This is a genomic window from [Clostridium] scindens (assembly GCF_019597925.1).
In the GTDB taxonomy this organism is placed as follows: Bacteria; Bacillota; Clostridia; order Lachnospirales; family Lachnospiraceae; genus Clostridium_AP.
Genome location: NZ_CP080442.1, coordinates 1,987,966 through 2,004,262, shown reverse-complemented (window position 1 = coordinate 2,004,262; position 16,297 = coordinate 1,987,966). Strand labels below are relative to the sequence as shown.

17 protein-coding genes are annotated in these 16,297 nt (G+C 49.2%); all 17 read right to left on the bottom strand.

Annotated elements, in window-relative coordinates:
- The 17 genes from K0036_RS09655 to miaA all read right to left on the bottom strand — a co-directional run bounded on the left by K0036_RS09655 (position 1) and on the right by miaA (position 16,296).
- A complete protein-coding gene (locus tag K0036_RS09655; RefSeq protein WP_259283269.1) occupies positions 1–1,074 on the bottom strand; it encodes a D-alanyl-D-alanine carboxypeptidase family protein in 1,074 nt (357 codons plus the stop codon).
- Positions 1,058–1,453, bottom strand: coding sequence for a methylglyoxal synthase (locus tag K0036_RS09650; protein WP_025643475.1), 396 nt, complete (start codon positions 1,451–1,453; stop codon positions 1,058–1,060). The genes K0036_RS09655 and K0036_RS09650 overlap by 17 nt, the downstream gene beginning before the upstream one ends.
- 14 nt (positions 1,454–1,467) lie before the next feature.
- Positions 1,468–2,592 carry an FtsW/RodA/SpoVE family cell cycle protein gene (locus K0036_RS09645; protein ID WP_220429624.1) on the bottom strand — a complete coding sequence of 375 codons (1,125 nt, stop codon included), beginning with the start codon at positions 2,590–2,592 and terminating at the stop codon, positions 1,468–1,470.
- Positions 2,589–2,801, bottom strand: a complete 213-nt coding sequence (locus tag K0036_RS09640) for a cell division topological specificity factor MinE (RefSeq protein ID WP_004606064.1) — start codon at positions 2,799–2,801, stop codon at positions 2,589–2,591. The genes K0036_RS09645 and K0036_RS09640 overlap by 4 nt, the downstream gene beginning before the upstream one ends.
- 12 nt (positions 2,802–2,813) lie before the next feature.
- Complete coding sequence (minD, locus tag K0036_RS09635; RefSeq protein ID WP_004606065.1) at positions 2,814–3,605, bottom strand: septum site-determining protein MinD; 792 nt, start codon at positions 3,603–3,605, stop codon at positions 2,814–2,816.
- The gene (gene minC, locus K0036_RS09630; protein ID WP_025643476.1) at positions 3,587–4,177 is read right to left on the bottom strand and encodes a septum site-determining protein MinC; all 591 of its coding nucleotides are present in this window, start codon (positions 4,175–4,177) and stop codon (positions 3,587–3,589) included. The genes minD and minC overlap by 19 nt, the downstream gene beginning before the upstream one ends.
- 37 nt (positions 4,178–4,214) lie before the next feature.
- Positions 4,215–7,157 (bottom strand): penicillin-binding transpeptidase domain-containing protein, encoded by a 2,943-nt coding sequence (locus tag K0036_RS09625; RefSeq protein ID WP_044955455.1) that lies wholly within the window; start codon positions 7,155–7,157, stop codon positions 4,215–4,217.
- A complete protein-coding gene (gene mreD / locus K0036_RS09620; protein WP_025643478.1) occupies positions 7,150–7,668 on the bottom strand; it encodes a rod shape-determining protein MreD in 519 nt (172 codons plus the stop codon). The genes K0036_RS09625 and mreD overlap by 8 nt, the downstream gene beginning before the upstream one ends.
- Positions 7,669–7,671: 3 nt before the next feature.
- The gene (gene mreC / locus K0036_RS09615) at positions 7,672–8,550 is read right to left on the bottom strand and encodes a rod shape-determining protein MreC (RefSeq protein ID WP_025643479.1); all 879 of its coding nucleotides are present in this window, start codon (positions 8,548–8,550) and stop codon (positions 7,672–7,674) included.
- Position 8,551: 1 nt separating this feature from the next.
- Positions 8,552–9,574, bottom strand: coding sequence for a rod shape-determining protein (locus K0036_RS09610; RefSeq protein ID WP_025643480.1), 1,023 nt, complete (start codon positions 9,572–9,574; stop codon positions 8,552–8,554).
- Positions 9,575–9,589: 15 nt separating this feature from the next.
- Complete coding sequence (radC, locus tag K0036_RS09605; RefSeq protein ID WP_025643481.1) at positions 9,590–10,282, bottom strand: RadC family protein; 693 nt, start codon at positions 10,280–10,282, stop codon at positions 9,590–9,592.
- A 36-nt stretch (positions 10,283–10,318) separates the two neighbouring features.
- A complete protein-coding gene (locus K0036_RS09600) occupies positions 10,319–10,579 on the bottom strand; it encodes a DUF4321 domain-containing protein (protein WP_004606072.1) in 261 nt (86 codons plus the stop codon).
- Between the two features lie 81 nt (positions 10,580–10,660).
- Complete coding sequence (locus K0036_RS09595) at positions 10,661–12,310, bottom strand: NAD(P)/FAD-dependent oxidoreductase (protein ID WP_220429623.1); 1,650 nt, start codon at positions 12,308–12,310, stop codon at positions 10,661–10,663.
- A gap of 199 nt (positions 12,311–12,509) precedes the next feature.
- Complete coding sequence (locus K0036_RS09590) at positions 12,510–13,739, bottom strand: NAD(P)/FAD-dependent oxidoreductase (RefSeq protein WP_025643483.1); 1,230 nt, start codon at positions 13,737–13,739, stop codon at positions 12,510–12,512.
- A 23-nt stretch (positions 13,740–13,762) separates the two neighbouring features.
- Complete coding sequence (locus K0036_RS09585) at positions 13,763–15,049, bottom strand: aminotransferase class I/II-fold pyridoxal phosphate-dependent enzyme (RefSeq protein WP_025643484.1); 1,287 nt, start codon at positions 15,047–15,049, stop codon at positions 13,763–13,765.
- Positions 15,050–15,067: 18 nt separating this feature from the next.
- On the bottom strand, positions 15,068–15,361 hold the full coding sequence (locus K0036_RS09580; protein WP_025643485.1) for a hypothetical protein: 294 nt from the start codon (positions 15,359–15,361) through the stop codon (positions 15,068–15,070).
- Positions 15,325–16,296 (bottom strand): tRNA (adenosine(37)-N6)-dimethylallyltransferase MiaA, encoded by a 972-nt coding sequence (gene miaA / locus K0036_RS09575; RefSeq protein WP_173693332.1) that lies wholly within the window; start codon positions 16,294–16,296, stop codon positions 15,325–15,327. Before miaA ends, K0036_RS09580 begins: the two co-directional genes overlap by 37 nt.
- Between the last annotated feature and the right edge of the window lies 1 nt (position 16,297).

Sequence of the window (16,297 nt, the reverse complement as noted above, 5' to 3'; positions counted from 1 at the left end):
CTATGGATTTCCATTATCTACATCACTCGCGGCTGCAGGCTCATCCTGCTTTGCATCCCCATCAGCCGCATCCGCGGCTGCCGGTTCTTGCTGCCCTATCCCATTGATGATTGCTGTCATGTCCTGGTATAGCAGGGATTTTGTATCTGCTCCCATGACGATAGATATGTACGGCCTGCCGGAGGCATCCTTCTCCAGAAGAATCAGGCAGTTCCCGGCAAGTTCCGTGGTACCTGTTTTTCCGCCAATAATCGTCGCGCTCTGCGGAAGTTCGGCTTCCCCAAGCGCATAGAAATTGGTCTGCTTCCAAGCCGCCTGACGCACTGTTTTGTCAGCGCCTGTAATATTTGCCGTATATTCCGCAGTATTAATAATATCCACAAACTCGTCGTGCTTGATACATTCATTGAAAATCAGGTAGAGGTCATAGGCCGTGGTATAATGATTCTCATTATGCAGGCCGTTGCTGTTTAAAAAATGAGTTTTTGTGGCCATCAAGGCCTGGGCTTCCTCGTTCATCATCTGTGCGAACTGTTCGGAATTCCCGCCTATGTAGTCGGCAATGGCGACGGCAGCATCGTTGCCTGATTCCATCAAAAGCCCATGCAGCAGATCGCCCAGGGTCATCTGGTCCCCGGCCTTGATCCCGCAGGTCTTCTCATCCGCGGCAAAGTTTGCAGCATCCGCGTCTGCCTGTACGGTTACCACATCCGTAAGGTTCCCCTTCTTAAGGGCTACCAGCGCGGTCATAATCTTCGTGGTGCTGGCTGGATAGAGCCTGTCGTGGAGATTGTATGCAAAATCCACCATCCCATCCTCTACGTCAAACAAGCCTGCCGCATGAAGTCCGGCAGGATCGGGCGCACCCTGGTACGCTACGTTTTCAGACGCTACACAAAGATCAGAGGCAAAGAGTTTGCCCGTGTACAGGTTTTTATTGTAATGTTCTGCTTCATAGGCCGTTACCACTTCCTGTGCCTTAAACTGCTGTCCTATCCGGGCGCATCCGGTCAGCAGGAATGCAGCCGATGAAGCCATCAGAATCCATTTTCCAAATCTACCGATACATTTCACGCCAGTCAAGATCCCCTCTGTCAATTGCTAATATGATCAGTTCCGCGGTAGCCAGATTCGTGGCCATGGGTATATTGTGCATGTCGCACAGCCGTATTACATCGTTCACATCCGGCTCATGAGGCTTCGGATTGTTCGGATCCCTCAGGAAGATCAAGGCATCAATGTCATTCTGGGCAATCTGTGCCCCCAGCTGCTGCTTGCCTCCTAAAGGACCGGCCAGATATTTGTGAATGTTCAGGTTCGTAACCTCTTCTATCAACCGTCCGGTAGTACCCGTGGCGTACAGTTCATGCTTGCTTAAGATTCCCCTGTATGCGATACAGAAGTTCTGCATCAGCGTCTTCTTGGAATCATGTGCTATCAAGCCAATATTCATTGTTTTTCAACTCCTTATTGATATTTTTTCGGCTGTAATCCGACATTTAAAACAAATCCGATACCAACGTACAGGCTGACCAGAGATGTCAGGCCATAACTTACAAAAGGTAAAGGAACTCCCGTATTCGGAAGCAGTTTTGAAGCCACGCCAATATTGATGAAACTTTGGAAGCCGATCAGGCCTCCTACCCCGCAGCATATGATCCTCCCTGCTAAGTCTTGCGATCGTATGCCCACTAGAATACATTGTATCACAATTAATAATAATAACGCAACAACTATACAGCTTCCTACGAAACCAAGTTCTTCTCCGACGATGGCAAAGATGAAGTCTGTCTGAGGCTCTGAGATGAAATTGCCGTTCTTTACGGAAGTGGTCGTATTATTATTGAGGCCCTTTCCTGTCAGCTGGCCGGAGCCGATGGCCATAACGGAATTCTTCTGCTGGTATGCTTCGTCGCTTTCATATTTTTCCGGCTCAAGGAACGCCAGGATACGCTTCTGCTGATAATCCTTCAGAAGTTTCTGATCCGGCTGTACCACGATACTTAGGAAAATGATCGCCACAGGCACCAGAATCAATAGGACCGTGCCGATGAACTTATAGCTTAATCCTCCAATATAGATCATCAGGCAGATGACCAGGGCCGTGCATATGGTGGTGGAAAGGTTTGGCTCCACGATAATCAGCGCCAGAGGAATTGCCGAAAGTATCGCATACTTGATCAGCGTGACCTTATCGTTGATGTCCTGCGCATGCATCATGATAAATTTGGCAAAGAACAGGATCAAAAGGATCTTGGCAAGCTCGGACGGCTGAAAGGTAGTGAATCCCAGATCAATCCAGCGTGTTGCTCCATTGACTTTATCTCCGATCACCAATACAGCGCCTAGGATCAGCACGACGAATCCATAGATGATCCAGTAAAAGTTCAATACCCACACATAGTCGATCAAGGATACGATGACCATTGCGATAATCCCTATAATCATGCCGACAATCTGTCTTGACTGGTATACTTCTTTTGCGCTTCCAACGGCAAGCACGCCTAATATGGACAGCGCGATGACCAGGACGACTAGATTGAATTTATAATCTTTTAAATGATATGGTTTTGTAAATCTGGGTAATCTCACGTTTCTTCTCCTGCGAATGTTATTACTACTTGTGTACGGTTAATCTCTACCTGAAAATCCTCTTCTGTAAGTTCCATGTACTTCGAAAGCGATTCGTACAGTTCCCTGCATATATTATCATAGGCATCCGGCGTGCAGAAAACCCGGTCTGAAGTGACCAGCGCTTTCAGCCGGTTCTTTGCGATTGAGACAGAAGACTTTCTTAACATCCTTGACTCCTCCTAATCTTTCTTGAATAAATGTGAAAGTTTGGAAAAGAATCCGGAATTGTTTTCCAGTTCTATAAATGGAACCTCAATTCCCATAATACGTTTGCAGATATTAAGATATGCCTTTCCTGCTTTTGAATCAAGCCCTACCACTGGCTCTCCCTGGTTGGTGCCGATCACCACCTGCTCATCATCGGGGAGGGCGCCGATCAGGGGAACGGACAGAATCTCTGTCACGTCGTCCACCGACATCATATCGCCTCGCTTCACCATATCCATGCGAATCCGGTTGATGATCAGGTCTATCTTCTTAAGCTGGTTGCTCTCCAGCAGCCCGATGATGCGATCAGCATCACGGATCGCCGATACTTCCGGGGTTGTGACCACGATGGCGCGGTCAGCGCCTGCAATGGCATTCTGGAATCCCTGCTCGATTCCTGCCGGACAGTCCAGAAGTATGTAGTCAAATTCGTCCTTTAGCTGGGACGTCAGTTTTTTCATCTGTCCGGGAGAGATTGCTGTCTTGTCCTTCGTCTGCGCAGAAGGCAGCAGATAAAGGTTCTCATATCTTTTGTCGCGGATCAAGGCCTGTTTTAGCCGGCATGTTCCTTCAATGACATCTACCAGGTTGTAGACGATCAGATTTTCAAGGCCCATGACTACGTCCAGATTCCGAAGGCCCAGATCGGTGTCGATCACGACTACTTTTTTATCAAATTTGGATAACCCTGCTCCTATATTCGCGGTTGTCGTGGTCTTGCCCACGCCGCCTTTTCCTGATGTGATTACGATAACTTCGCCCATGAATAACTTCCTCCTATAACTGGTTTTACTTCATTATCTCCAATACGAAGCTTTGTGGGCCTCATATGAAGTGCTGCTATGACTGCATCGCAGTCGCCGGCGGCGCCGGCAACTACGGTTCCGTAGATGGTTCCCGTCACGACGACATTGCCTTTGGATATGACTTTGGCGCCTTCTTCTACGTCGCCTACGATAACGATGCTTTTTTCAGATTCCAGAATCTGTCTTCCTCTCAGCGTACCTTTATAGAACTGTCCGTCTCTTTCATGGATGGTTTCAAGGCTTTCATCCAGCATCCGCTTGTGGAGCCGTTCCGTATAAGTATTCTTCTCAATGATGCATAGTATCCGTATCTTCGCAGCATCCTGTATGACTTCTGCCATACGCTGCTCTTCCTCTTCTGTGAAAGTACGGCCTTCAAATTCGACAGCCATGTCAGCATGATTAAAAAAATGTGCTGACGACTCGAACTTTTCTCTCACCTCCGGCAATAACTCTTCATAGGGCATGTCCGGATCAAAGTATATGGTGATGCCGTATTTGTTACTCTTAATGAGTACCGGGTCTTTCACATACGCTCATCCTTTCTGTCGCTCTCTCTCCTTTTTATTAATCTCCAACTGTCGCGCCTGCACTGATATCTGCGGCTGTTCCGGTAAGAATCTCTTCTTCCGGCGTTATCTGATAATAGTATTCCATTACGTCGTTCCCTACTTCTGCGGCATAGGTCGAACTGTATCCATTCGCAATCCTTATGGCAAATGCCACCTGCGGGCTGTCGCTGGGAGCGAATCCTACGAACAGCGCATGGTCGGGATGCGTTTCGCTTTGCTGTGCCGTACCAGTCTTGCCGAACAGTTTGACATCACTGGCGTTCAGCTTGGTAAACAGATTGCTGTGGGCGACTGACACCACGTTTCGCATTCCGTTATGGACTGCGTTCCAGGTGGACGGTGCCACGTCGGTCATGGTATTTAGAACGGATGGCTCATAATCCTTGACAGTCTTGCCATCTACGGACGTAATCTTATCAATCAGGCTTAGCTTGTAAACAGTGCCCTTGTTAGCCACTGCGGTGATATACCGCGCAAGCTGGCTGGTAGTATAGTTATTCGTACCCTGTCCGATTGCGGAAGGTACGGAGGACTTATCGGATATCTGCGGCTCGGATTCCGGGATCTCAAGTCCCGAAGTCTCTCCTAAGCCGAATTCCGTTGCGTATTTCTTCAAAGTATCGGTACCCAGGTCGCTGGAATAGTAGGCATTGGTCGCGCCTCCTTCTGCATTGTCAGAGCCAATCTGCGACAGGCCGTTATCTTTCAGGCTCATCCGGTATCCCACTTCATAGAAGAAGCTGTTGCAGGAATTCTCAATGGCGCCTTCCACATTCAGGTTGCCATGAGCCATGGGATAGATCCAGCATTTGGGGTTCGGCGATACCTTCTTGTAGATTCCATGGCATGGAAGGTAAGTATTGTTATCAATCACGCCTTCTGTAAGGCCTGCCACTGCCACCATAGGCTTGTAGGTAGAACCTGGAGCCGTTTTTTCCTGCGTCGCGTTATTATAGAATGGCCGGGCCTGATCGGTCACCAGCTTGCTGTAATAATTGGAATCCATGGTATTGGCAAGCCTGTTATTGTCGTATCCGGGATAGGATACGCAGGCCAATACCTCGCCGCTTGTCGTATCCGTCATGACCAGCGAGCCGGTACAAGGCTCCAGCGCCAGCTGGCCAGGCGTAATCTCCAGAGTCTCAATCTTGCCCCTTAAAAAGTCATAGGCGCCAATGCTCCCGGAATTCAGGCCGTTATACTGGGCCTCGTCATAGGTAAGGATCCCCTGTTCATACAGCATCAGACATATCTGACGTCCGGTGATAGCTCCTGATTTGATCATGTAGCGGTACACCAGCTTATTGAAACTGTTGTCTGAATCGATGTAATCCATAATATACGATACGATTCCCTGATAAAGTTCGTTAGAATCGGAATATTTTCCCTTGGATGATACATAGTCTTTTAACAGGGATGTATCAATCCAGTTCTTGGAAATCGCATAATTGAGATAAGTATATATATTGATGGATTCTTCATCCTTCCACGCTTTATAGGTGGCGTCGCTGGTGTCAATGGCATCCGGCATGATCACGCCGGTGGTGCCGGTCAGCACATCGGAGACGATGTAGGTCAGGTATGCCTGTATCTCCTTTGGCATATCCTTATATGCGCCTGCATTGGGATCATTTAGGATATCCGATAGCTGGTTCTTTACTTCTTCCTTGCGCGCAGTAAAGATGGAATTCACCTCCTGCTCGGTAGGCTTTGCATCCTCCGCGCCAAAATGATTCATATCCAGGATATCATTGGTAATGAATGTATTGTAAACATCCCCGATTGGGATGATAACGTCGCTTCCGTCATCTACCTGATTTCGGTCAAAATCTAGCGTATTTTGAATCTTTGCGAGAAGGATGCCTGCCAGTTCCTGTTCCAGGATATGGTATGCCGCCTTCTGGAGGTTGGCATCGATGGACAGGTATACATCATTTCCAGCCTTGGGGTCTTTCCCCTTGACCGTTTCGATCACCTTGCCCACACTGTTGACGTACAGCTTGACCTCCCCTTTTTTCCCCTGGAGGGAACTGTCAAGCGTCTGTTCCAGCCCTGATTTGCCAATGGTGTCAATCAGGGAGTACTCCTCCTGCTCTTCTTTGCTCAACGCATCGTATTCTTCCTGGGAAATCTGCCCAGTGTAGCCGATGATATTGGAAAAGCATTTGCTGTCCGCATAGCGGCGCAAAGATTCTTCTTCAATATTGATTCCCTGAAGCGTGTCCAGATTCTCCATGACATCTGCTACCGTCTCGTCACTTACGTCTTCTGCGATAGTGGTCGCGATGTATTTCTGGAATCCGTTTAACGACATGGCATAACGGACGTTGACCAATTTCAGGACTTCTGATTTTTCCATCTTCTTCTGGTTGATTCCATAGCCGTTGAGCTCATCGGTACAAAGATAGTCCACGAGACCCGCAGCAGAGATGTTCTTCTGCTTGTCCGACAATTCATCTATGGTCTTCTTGCCAAATACATCCGCTATGAATCTCAGCCTCTGGGTGTCATTCTCCGCAATGTAGCTATACTCGTTATTGTTGTCCAGGATAATGCCGAAATCGTTGATTACGGTGTCTCCATTGGACTCCACCATACCAATCACAGTGGAGATGACCTTATTCAGTTCTTTATTTTTCTGCTTGATGCTGTCATAATCTCCGTTGTCTTCAATCGTAACCGCGTAGGCCAGTTCATTGTAAGCCAGGAGGACGCCATTGCGGTCATAGATCTTGCCGCGGGTTCCCTGGACTTCCTTGGTCTTTTGGATCTGAAGCTTATAATCGTCAAAATAATCCTGCCCTTTTACAATCTGTAGATAGAACAGCCGCTGCAACAGAACGGCGGACATGATGCAGAACACGATAATGACGACGAATATACGGGATTTTACAACTTCATATATTCCGGATTTGATCCGGTCCCATAAACTATACAAATTTGCTTGCACTCCTTTGTTCTTCTGCTTCCAGTTTCTTGTTAATGTGTAATATGATCTGATACAGAACCAATGTTATCAGAATGGTATATACCAGTTCTGGCAGAATGATATGTGTCAGACAATTGGTAAAAGCGAAATTTCCTTGGAGCATGTACAGGCAGAAATACGTCACCAGCCCATAGATCAGTTCGCTTGCGCCGATAAGCGCGATCGGCAGCTTGATATCATCATCATAGAACAAGCGTCTGAAGAAGCCGTTCATGTATCCGATCACCGCAAACAGCAGCATATAAAAGCCCAGGGCGCTGCCCCAGAATATGTCTACCAGAAGGCCGGATACAAATCCCACGGCCATTCCTTCCTTCTTCCCCCGCATGAAGCCAAAGGAAGAGGTGACGATAATCAATAGGTTGGGCTTGATGGACGCAAAGGACAGCCGGTGGAATATGGTGCATTCCAGCAAGAAGCAGATCACTATAATAATAAAGGTTATGATCTTTCTTTTCATGGACTACTCTCCTTTGCTGTCTTTGTCCTTGGCATCCAGCATCTCCTGCTTTGTCGTAGTGATGACCAGGACTTCCTGAAGCTTGCTGAAATCTACGGCAGGCGTGATATAGCCGGAGCGGGTAAGGTTGTTGGAATCTACTTCCACCTCGCTGATATAGCCGATAAACAGGCCCTGAAGGAATCTGTCGCTGACATGGGAGGTAACTACCTGCTCCCCGACTTCCACCTTGTTGTCATTGTTCGGCAGTTTTTCAAAACGGATCCTACCGTCAGCCATTAGTTTCAAATCACCCCTGACAACGCAGGTGTCTGATGTGGACAGAATCATGGCGCTTATATTGCTGGCATCATCGATGGTAGAACGGACGCGGGCATAATTAGGGCCTACCTCCGTGACGATGCCTGCAAGTCCGCTGCCCGCAAGAACATTGCAGTTGACCTTGATGCCGTCTTTGCTGCCTTTATCTATGGTAAAATCTGTAAACCAGTTGCTTCCGTTATTGGCGATTACATGGGCGCCAATCTTCTTGTAATCCGAATAGTTCTCATCCAGCTTATACAGTTCCCGCAGGCGGTCCAATTCGTACTGCTCCTGTCTTAGTCGCGTATTGTCAATGGTCAGTTCATCCACCTTGGACTGGAGGGTCTTATTCTCTTTTTTCATTTCCTCTAGAGTCTCAAAGTTGTCAGATAGGTCGCTCATGAACCGTCCTACATAACTGATTCCTTTCTGCATGGGAATTACGGTATAGTTGGCGATAAACCTTAAAGGCCCGCCACCGTCCGCAAAACGCTCGATTCCAAGCAGGATCACGCAGACCACAGCCAGAATCAGCAGCCAGTATTTACTTGGAAGGGAAGATTGGTTCTTGGTTTTCATATTATCTCATCCACCTATAATTTTCATCTAACATTGAATATGCAAGTTTTCTCAAATCTTTGGACATAATGATTTTTTTAAGTCCGGTAACCGCGCAGATGTCCGGATCCAGAGCCGTTCTGGTCTTGATTCCAACCATCTCCTCGATATAGGTTTCAAGGCCTGCCATATTAGCAACTCCACCGGTGAGAAAGATGCCGTTCTCATGAATTGCCTTACGGACCTCCGGAGGCGTCCTGTCTAAAAGGGAATGGATGGCACGCACGCATTCCAGCAGAGGATCCTTCATAGCGGCACGCACCAGGCTGATGGAGATCGGCTTCTGCATTGGCACGCCGGTGATCAGATCCCTGCCCGCTACGGTTAATACGGACTCGGAATCACTGGTGAATATTCCGAAATTCTTTCTCAGAACTTCGGCTGTCAGCCGCCCGATCAGGAAGTCATGGCTATGACGCACCAGATTGACGACTGCCTGGTCAAAGGAGACTCCTCCGATCTTAAGCAGGCGGTTCATGACCATGCCGCCTCCGGCCAGTACCGACAGTTCCGTTGTCTCTCCGCCGAAGTTGGCGATGAACAGGCCGCCCGTATTCTTGACATCCAGGTTAAGTCCCACCGCATCCGCGATGGAGCGTTCTACGATATTCACTTCTCTTGCGCGGGCCGTGGAGTGGATCACCAGGTCAAAAAAGGCTTTCTTCTCCACTTCCGTCACATCGGTTGGAACCGCGATTACATATTCGGATCCACGGGCAAACTGGCGGTCCTTCTTCAGCAGGTTCTGAAGCAGAAACTGCATATTGTTAAACCGCGAGATTACGCCCTCTTTCATTGGAAAGACCACTTCTATATTGGATGGCGCCTTCTCGTACATCTCGTAAGCGTCATCCCCCACCGCAAAAATCTCTTTCTTATCTGCAATCGCAATTACATCTTTCTCTTTCCAGATCGTATCTTTCTTTTTATCGTAGACCTTGATTTCATAAGAGCCAAGATCTAATCCGTATATATTTCTTGCCATCTGTGATAATCCTTTCTACAGCAATCCCTCCTCCCGGAAGCTGATATAACAATTATTGCCAATGATGATATGATCTAACAGTTCGATTCCGATCAATGCGCCTGCATCAAGGATTCTCTTTGTCGTCAGCATATCTTCCCGGCTGGGAGTCGGATCACCACTGGGGTGATTATGCATGATTACTATGGATACAGCATTCTTTTGTAATGCTTCTATAAAAAGCTCCCTTGGCGTGATCAAGGAGGCATTTACCGTTCCCTTTGATATATCTGTCTCGCCAATGAGTCTTGATTTCGAGTTCAGCATCAGAAGCTTCATCACTTCCTGCTTTTCATGCCTTAAGTCTTCCATATAATATCTGGCAATCGTAGCGGGATGTGAGAAACTTAATCGATCCTGGTAGCTGGCCTTGGAAAGTCTCTTGGCAAGTTCCGATATGCAGGATATCTGGATTGCCTTTACTTTCCCAATGCCTTTGATCTTCAGGAGTCTTTCCATACTAAACTGATGTATGCCCAGTATGCCTGGCTCTCCTGCGTGATAGAGGATCCTTCTTGCCAGGGAAAGCACATCCTCTCCGCGAGTGCCTGTACGCAGCAACACAGCCAGCAACTCTACATCGCTTAAACTGGCAGCCCCTTTGCGCTCACATTTTTCATATGGGCGTTCCATCTCGGGTATCTCTTTTATGGTATTTGACTGATTCATCTTATCTTTAGATTCGTACGACACTCATAATAGAACTTATAAGAAACGATAAATAATAATGGAAAGAATCACGCCAATAATACTTGCAATGGTTATCTTAATCGTCAGGCCGAACGTGACTACAAGAAGTCCCAGATTCAGGATGATTGGCTCATCCAGTCCGAAGGACTGTCCGTAGGCCAGCCAGCTAAGAGCCGGTACCCCTTCGGCCAGCATGCCGATAAAGCCACCAAGGACGATTCCTGTTAAAATCAGCAGAAATAAAGCCCAGGCGTTCTTACTCCCTGTTCCCTTCATATGTACTCCTCCTCGTTTTGTCTATCTAAAAAACTCAATACATTTTATCATATTTAGGAAAGAGTGTATATACTTATCCCATTAAAAATTTCTTAAGCCTTTCGGTAGTTTGTCGAAAGATTGGTATTTTTTGACGATGGCTTCTGCCGTTTTTAGTCCATCCATGGCGGCTGATGTAATACCGCCTGCATAGCCCGCTCCTTCCCCGCATGGATAGAGTCCGAAAAGCGTGCTCTGCATCGATTCATCCCGACTGATGCGAACCGGGGAGGAAGTCCGACTCTCCACTCCTGACACCAGAGCGTCAGGGCGGGAATATCCCTTTATCTTACGGTCAAACGACCGGATTCCCTCTTCCAAAGCCAGGGATAGTTCCGGCGGGAATATCTCTCTGACGTTGCTCCAGGCATAGGCCCCCTTCATTTGTGGAAGAATGTCTCCCGGGCCTTTGGATGGCCTGTTCTTGCAAAAATCTTCAAACAGCTGTACAGGGATCCTGCCCTTACCTAAACGGTAAGCCGCTTCCTCCAGCCTGCGCTGGAACTCCATGCCTGCCAGCACGCCCGTCCCGCCATAATCCTGTGGCGTCACGGTTACGATCACGGCGCTGTTGGCATTTAATCCGTCCCGGTCATGGTAGCTCATGCCGTTGACTGCCAGGCGACCGGGCTCGGAAGAAGCATTGACCACATAGCCTCCTGGGCACATGCAGAAGGTATATACGCCCCTCCCGCATGCCAGATTCTCCGTCAGCTTATAGGAAGCCGGAGGCAGGGTGCCGTCGTTTTTCATTCCATACTGGAATTCGTCAATCATAGCCTGGGGATGCTCCATCCGAACGCCTACGGCAAAGGATTTGGCTTCCATAGGGATCTCGTTTTTAAGCAGCATGGAAAAGGTATCCCTGGCGCTGTGCCCTATGGCAAGTACGGCGATATCCGTCTTAATGGTATCTTCCTTCCCGGCTGCATGATCATAGACCTGCAGGGCGGTAAGGCGGCGGCCCTTCCCGGCAGGTTCTGACAGGATGTCCGTAACCTGGGTGAGGAAGCGCACCTCCCCTCCATAGGAAAGGATGGCCTCCCGGATGTTCTTTACCACACGGGAGAGCACATCCGTACCGATGTGAGGCTTATGCTGGTGCAGAATCTCCTTTGGCGCGCCATATTCCACGAAGAGTTCCAGAACTTTCTGGCTGCGTCCGTTAGAATCATGAACCAGGGTATTGAGCTTCCCGTCGGAGAAAGTTCCTGCGCCCCCTTCCCCGAACTGGACGTTGCAATTCTGATCCAGTTCTCCGGTAGCCCAGAATCGCTCTACCGCCTGCATCCGTTCTTCTACGCAGGCCCCTCGCTCCAGGAGAATAGGCCGGTAGCCTAAGACCGCCAGCTGGTAGCCGCAGAAGAGCCCTGCCGGCCCGGTTCCGATGACAACCGGGCGGTGATTCAGGACTTCGGTTCCATCCGCCTGAATCTGGTAAGACAGGGGCTTGTCCTTAAACTGCACATTCTGATTGCGCACTCTTTTCTTGACGGATGATACATTCTTCACCTTTACGTCCACGGCATATACATAGAAAAGTTCCGGCTTCCTCCTCGCATCCAGGGACTGTTTTTTTATTTCATAAGAAAGAAGCGAATCTTCGCTGATACGGAGAACCTTTAAGATCTTCTCCTTGAGATCCGCCTCTGAATGCTTGATATTTAACTTTAACTGATTGATCCGAATCATAGATATCATTCTCCTTTTTTGAACTGCCAAAAAGAAATAAGACCCTTCGCAGAAGAAATATCCCTCTGGTCCGGGTCTTCTATATTCTTTTCTTCTATCCGACTTAAAGTATAGCGTACAATTTTAAATTGAACAAGCACTTTTTTATGACCGGATCTGTCAGAAGTTGACATTCATAGTTAAGATACTCCAGTAGATGTCAGGATCTTCCTGCCGCCGCGCGCCCTGCCAGATATCCGGTAGCCCAGGCCCACTGCAGGTTGTATCCGCCGCATATCCCCTCCACATCCAGGAGTTCGCCGGTAAGATATAAGCCATCTGCGTACCTGGATTCCAGCGTATCCGGATATACTTCGCCAGTACGTACGCCGCCTGCACAGACCTGCGCATTGTCAAATCCATTGGTGTCCTCGATCGTAAGCAGAGTCTGCTTGCAGGCGCGTATCAAATCCTCCCATTGTGGGGGCTTAAGTTCGGATACCGGAAAGTCCTGGCGGATATGGGACAGTTCCAGCAGTCTTGGGATTAATTTTTTGGGGAAGATTCCCGTCAGGAATTCCTGGCATGTGGCATAAGGACATTTATCCAAACGCGCGTCAAAGGCCTTGCGTACCTGGGCTTCCTCCATCTCAGGAAGAAAATCTACCCTTACCTTCATTTCCTTCCCCTCATACAATCCTTTGGCGATGTGGCGGCTGATCTGGAATACCGGGATGCCCGAGATGCCATAGGCGGTAATCTGCATTTCTCCCGTATCCTCTGCCAGAACCTGGCGGCCCTGAATCGCTGTAACCTTGGCGTCAGTACGTACTCCGGCGGCTTTGGCAAAAGGATGCTTCCTTACTTTTAACTGTACCAATGCAGGAACCACGGGGGACAGCGTATGGCCCATAGACTTGGCAAGCGTATAGCCGCTCCCGTCGGAACCCAGGCTTTTGGACGCCTTCCCTCCGCAGGCAAGGATCACCCGGTCCGCAAGGAACTTCTGGCCATTGGCACGAATGGCAAATCCTTTGGCGGAACGTTTCAGGGCTTCTACGCGTACTCCGGTATATACCTTTACCTTCTGCCTGCGTAGTTCCATTTCCAGCAGTTCCAGAACGGAGGCCGCCTGATCTGAGCGAGGATAGATATAGCCGCCCCGGCTTTTGGTGAAAAGTCCCAGGGAAGCAAAGAATTCCAAAGTCTCCCCATACCCGAACTGCTCCAGGACATTCCTGGCAAATTCCGGATCTTCGCCATGGTAGCAGGAAGCATCCATCGCCTCGTTGGTCAGGTTGCAGCGTCCATTTCCAGTGGCAAGTATTTTCTTTCCGATGCTCTCTTTCTGTTCCAGAATAAAGACCTGGGCATCGCCGTCGCTTCTGGCCGCAGCAATCGCTGCTACGATGCCGGAGGCCCCTCCTCCGATGATTCCAATCCGTTTCATATCTACTCCTTATTGCTCCTCTTCTATGGCAATGTTATGATTCCATCCCTTACCAGGTATTCCAGAGACATCAGGATGCCCAGCTTGGCATGAGGCCATGTAAGGCCGCCCTGGAAATACACGGCGTATGGGGGCTTGATCGGGCCGTCCGCGCTTAACTCTATAGAAGATCCCTGAACGAATGCGCCCGCCGCCATGATTACGTCGCTGTCATACCCCGGCATGGCCCATGGCTCCGGCGTTACATAAGAGTCTACCGGGGCAGCTGCCTGGATGCCCTTGCAGAAAGCGATCACTCCTTCCGGCGTTCCAAATTCCACTGCCTGGATAATATCATGCCGGCTTTCTGTTCCATTTGGAACCACTGCGTAGCCAAGCCTCTCATAGATATTTGCAGCAAATATCGCCCCTTTTAATGCCCCGGCTACAACAGTCGGCGCAAGGAATAAGCCCTGGTAGAAGGACTGCATGACTCCCAGGGACGCTCCCACTTCTTTCCCAAGGCCGGGAGACGTCAGACGGTAGCCGCAGGCATCGATCAGATCCTTGCGTCCAGCGATATAGCCGCCGATTGGAGCCAGGCCGCCGCCCGGATTCTTGATCAGGGAGCCGACTACCATATCCGCCCCAACGTCGCTGGGTTCGATGACCTCCACGAACTCGCCGTAGCAGTTGTCGACCATGCAGACGATATCTGGGTTGATCTCTTTTACAAAGGCAATCAGTTCCCCGATCTGCTTCACGGAGAAGCTGGGCCTGGTCTGGTAACCTTTTGAGCGCTGAATGGTCACCAGCTTGGTCTTAGGACCTATGGCTTTTCGAATGCGATCGTAATCAAAGGTCCCATCCTCTAAAAGGTCTACCTGGCGGTAGGACACCCCGTATTCCGCCAGCGATCCGCAGGACGGACGGATGCCGATTACTTCTTCCAGCGTGTCATAAGGCTTTCCTGCCGGGGACAGCAGTTCGTCCCCCGGACGCAGGTTCGCGCTAAGGGCGATGGATAAGGCATGGGTCCCGCATGCGATCTGCGGGCGTACAAGCGCGCTTTCCGTATGGAATACGCTGGCATAGACTTCCTCCAATGTATCCCGCCCCTGGTCGTCGTATCCGTATCCGCTGGCGTAGTTAAAGCACCCCTCGCTCACTCGGTTTTCCTGCATGGCCTGTATGACTTTCAACTGATTATACTCCGCGATCTGATCGATCTGTTCAAAACGCTCTTTCAGTTCTTTCTCAATCTGCCCGCCAAACGCAAGAACATTCTGCCGAATTCCAATCTGTCTGTATATTGCTTCTATCTCTAACATGTCGTATATGCTTCCTTTCTAAAGCGCATCCATAATCTTCGTCTTTACCACGGCACATTTGGCATCGAACTCGGGATTCAGCGAACGAATCTCAAGCACCACGTCCGCGGCCTCCCTGAATTGACGCATGTCGTACAGAAGCGCGGCCCGGTTCAATTCAAACAAGGCCCTCTCCCCTTCTGTCCGGATCAGCGGCTTCAAATCCAGCAGCTGCTGGTAGGTAGATGGCGCGTTATGACTGCATGAATACAATTCCATCAATGTATTCATCTTTTTTAAAAATTTGGAACCCCCGAATAATCTTCTAAACATAGTACTCCCTCCATATGTTTTATCATTGTGTGCAGTATCTTTTCTTCATCATAGCCGTATGCTTCTTTCTCAATCCAGATTACCTGTCTCTCCCTCTTAAACCAGGTGATCTGTCTTTTGGCAAAATGTCTGGTATCACGCTTAATCGTATAGATGGCTTCCTCAAGCGTGCATTCCCCGTCCAGGCAGGCGAGGATCTCCTTATATCCCAGCCCCTGCATGGAAACCATATCCCTGGTATACCCCATCTTCTTTAGCCGGGACACTTCTTCTACCAGGCCTTCCTGTATCATAAGATCTACTCGCCTGTCAATACGCTCATATAACTTCTGACGCTCGTCATTCAGGACAAAATAAACAAAATTATAGGGCGATTCTTTCTCCCGCTCCTTCTCATTGTGCTCGGATATCTTCTGTCCCGTCTGATGGCAGAATTCCAGCGCCCGGATGACCCTCTTGGTGTTATTGGGGTGAATCGCATCCGCTGCTTTCGGATCGACTTGCCTAAGGCGCTCATGAAGGCTTAATGGGCCATTTGCATCCGCATAGTCCGCAAGTTCCTGGCGGTATGCGTCATCGCCGTCATTCTCTGTAAAGTCAATATCGTACAGTACTGCCTGAATATAGAATCCGGTACCGCCTACGATCATTGGAATATGTCCTCTGGAATAGATCTCCTCCATCGCGGCCTTCGCCATTTGCTGAAAGCGCACGACATGGAATTCTTCCGACGGCTCCAGCACATCGATCAGATGATGAGGCACGCCCTGCATCTCTTCCGGCCGTATCTTTGCCGAACCGATATCCATATGCCTGTATACCTGCATGGAATCCGCGGAAATAATCTCGCCCCCGATCGCCTTTGCAAGCCCGATGGAGGCTTTTGTCTTTCCCACGGCAGTAGGCCCTGTAAGAACTACTAATGGTTTCTTCATC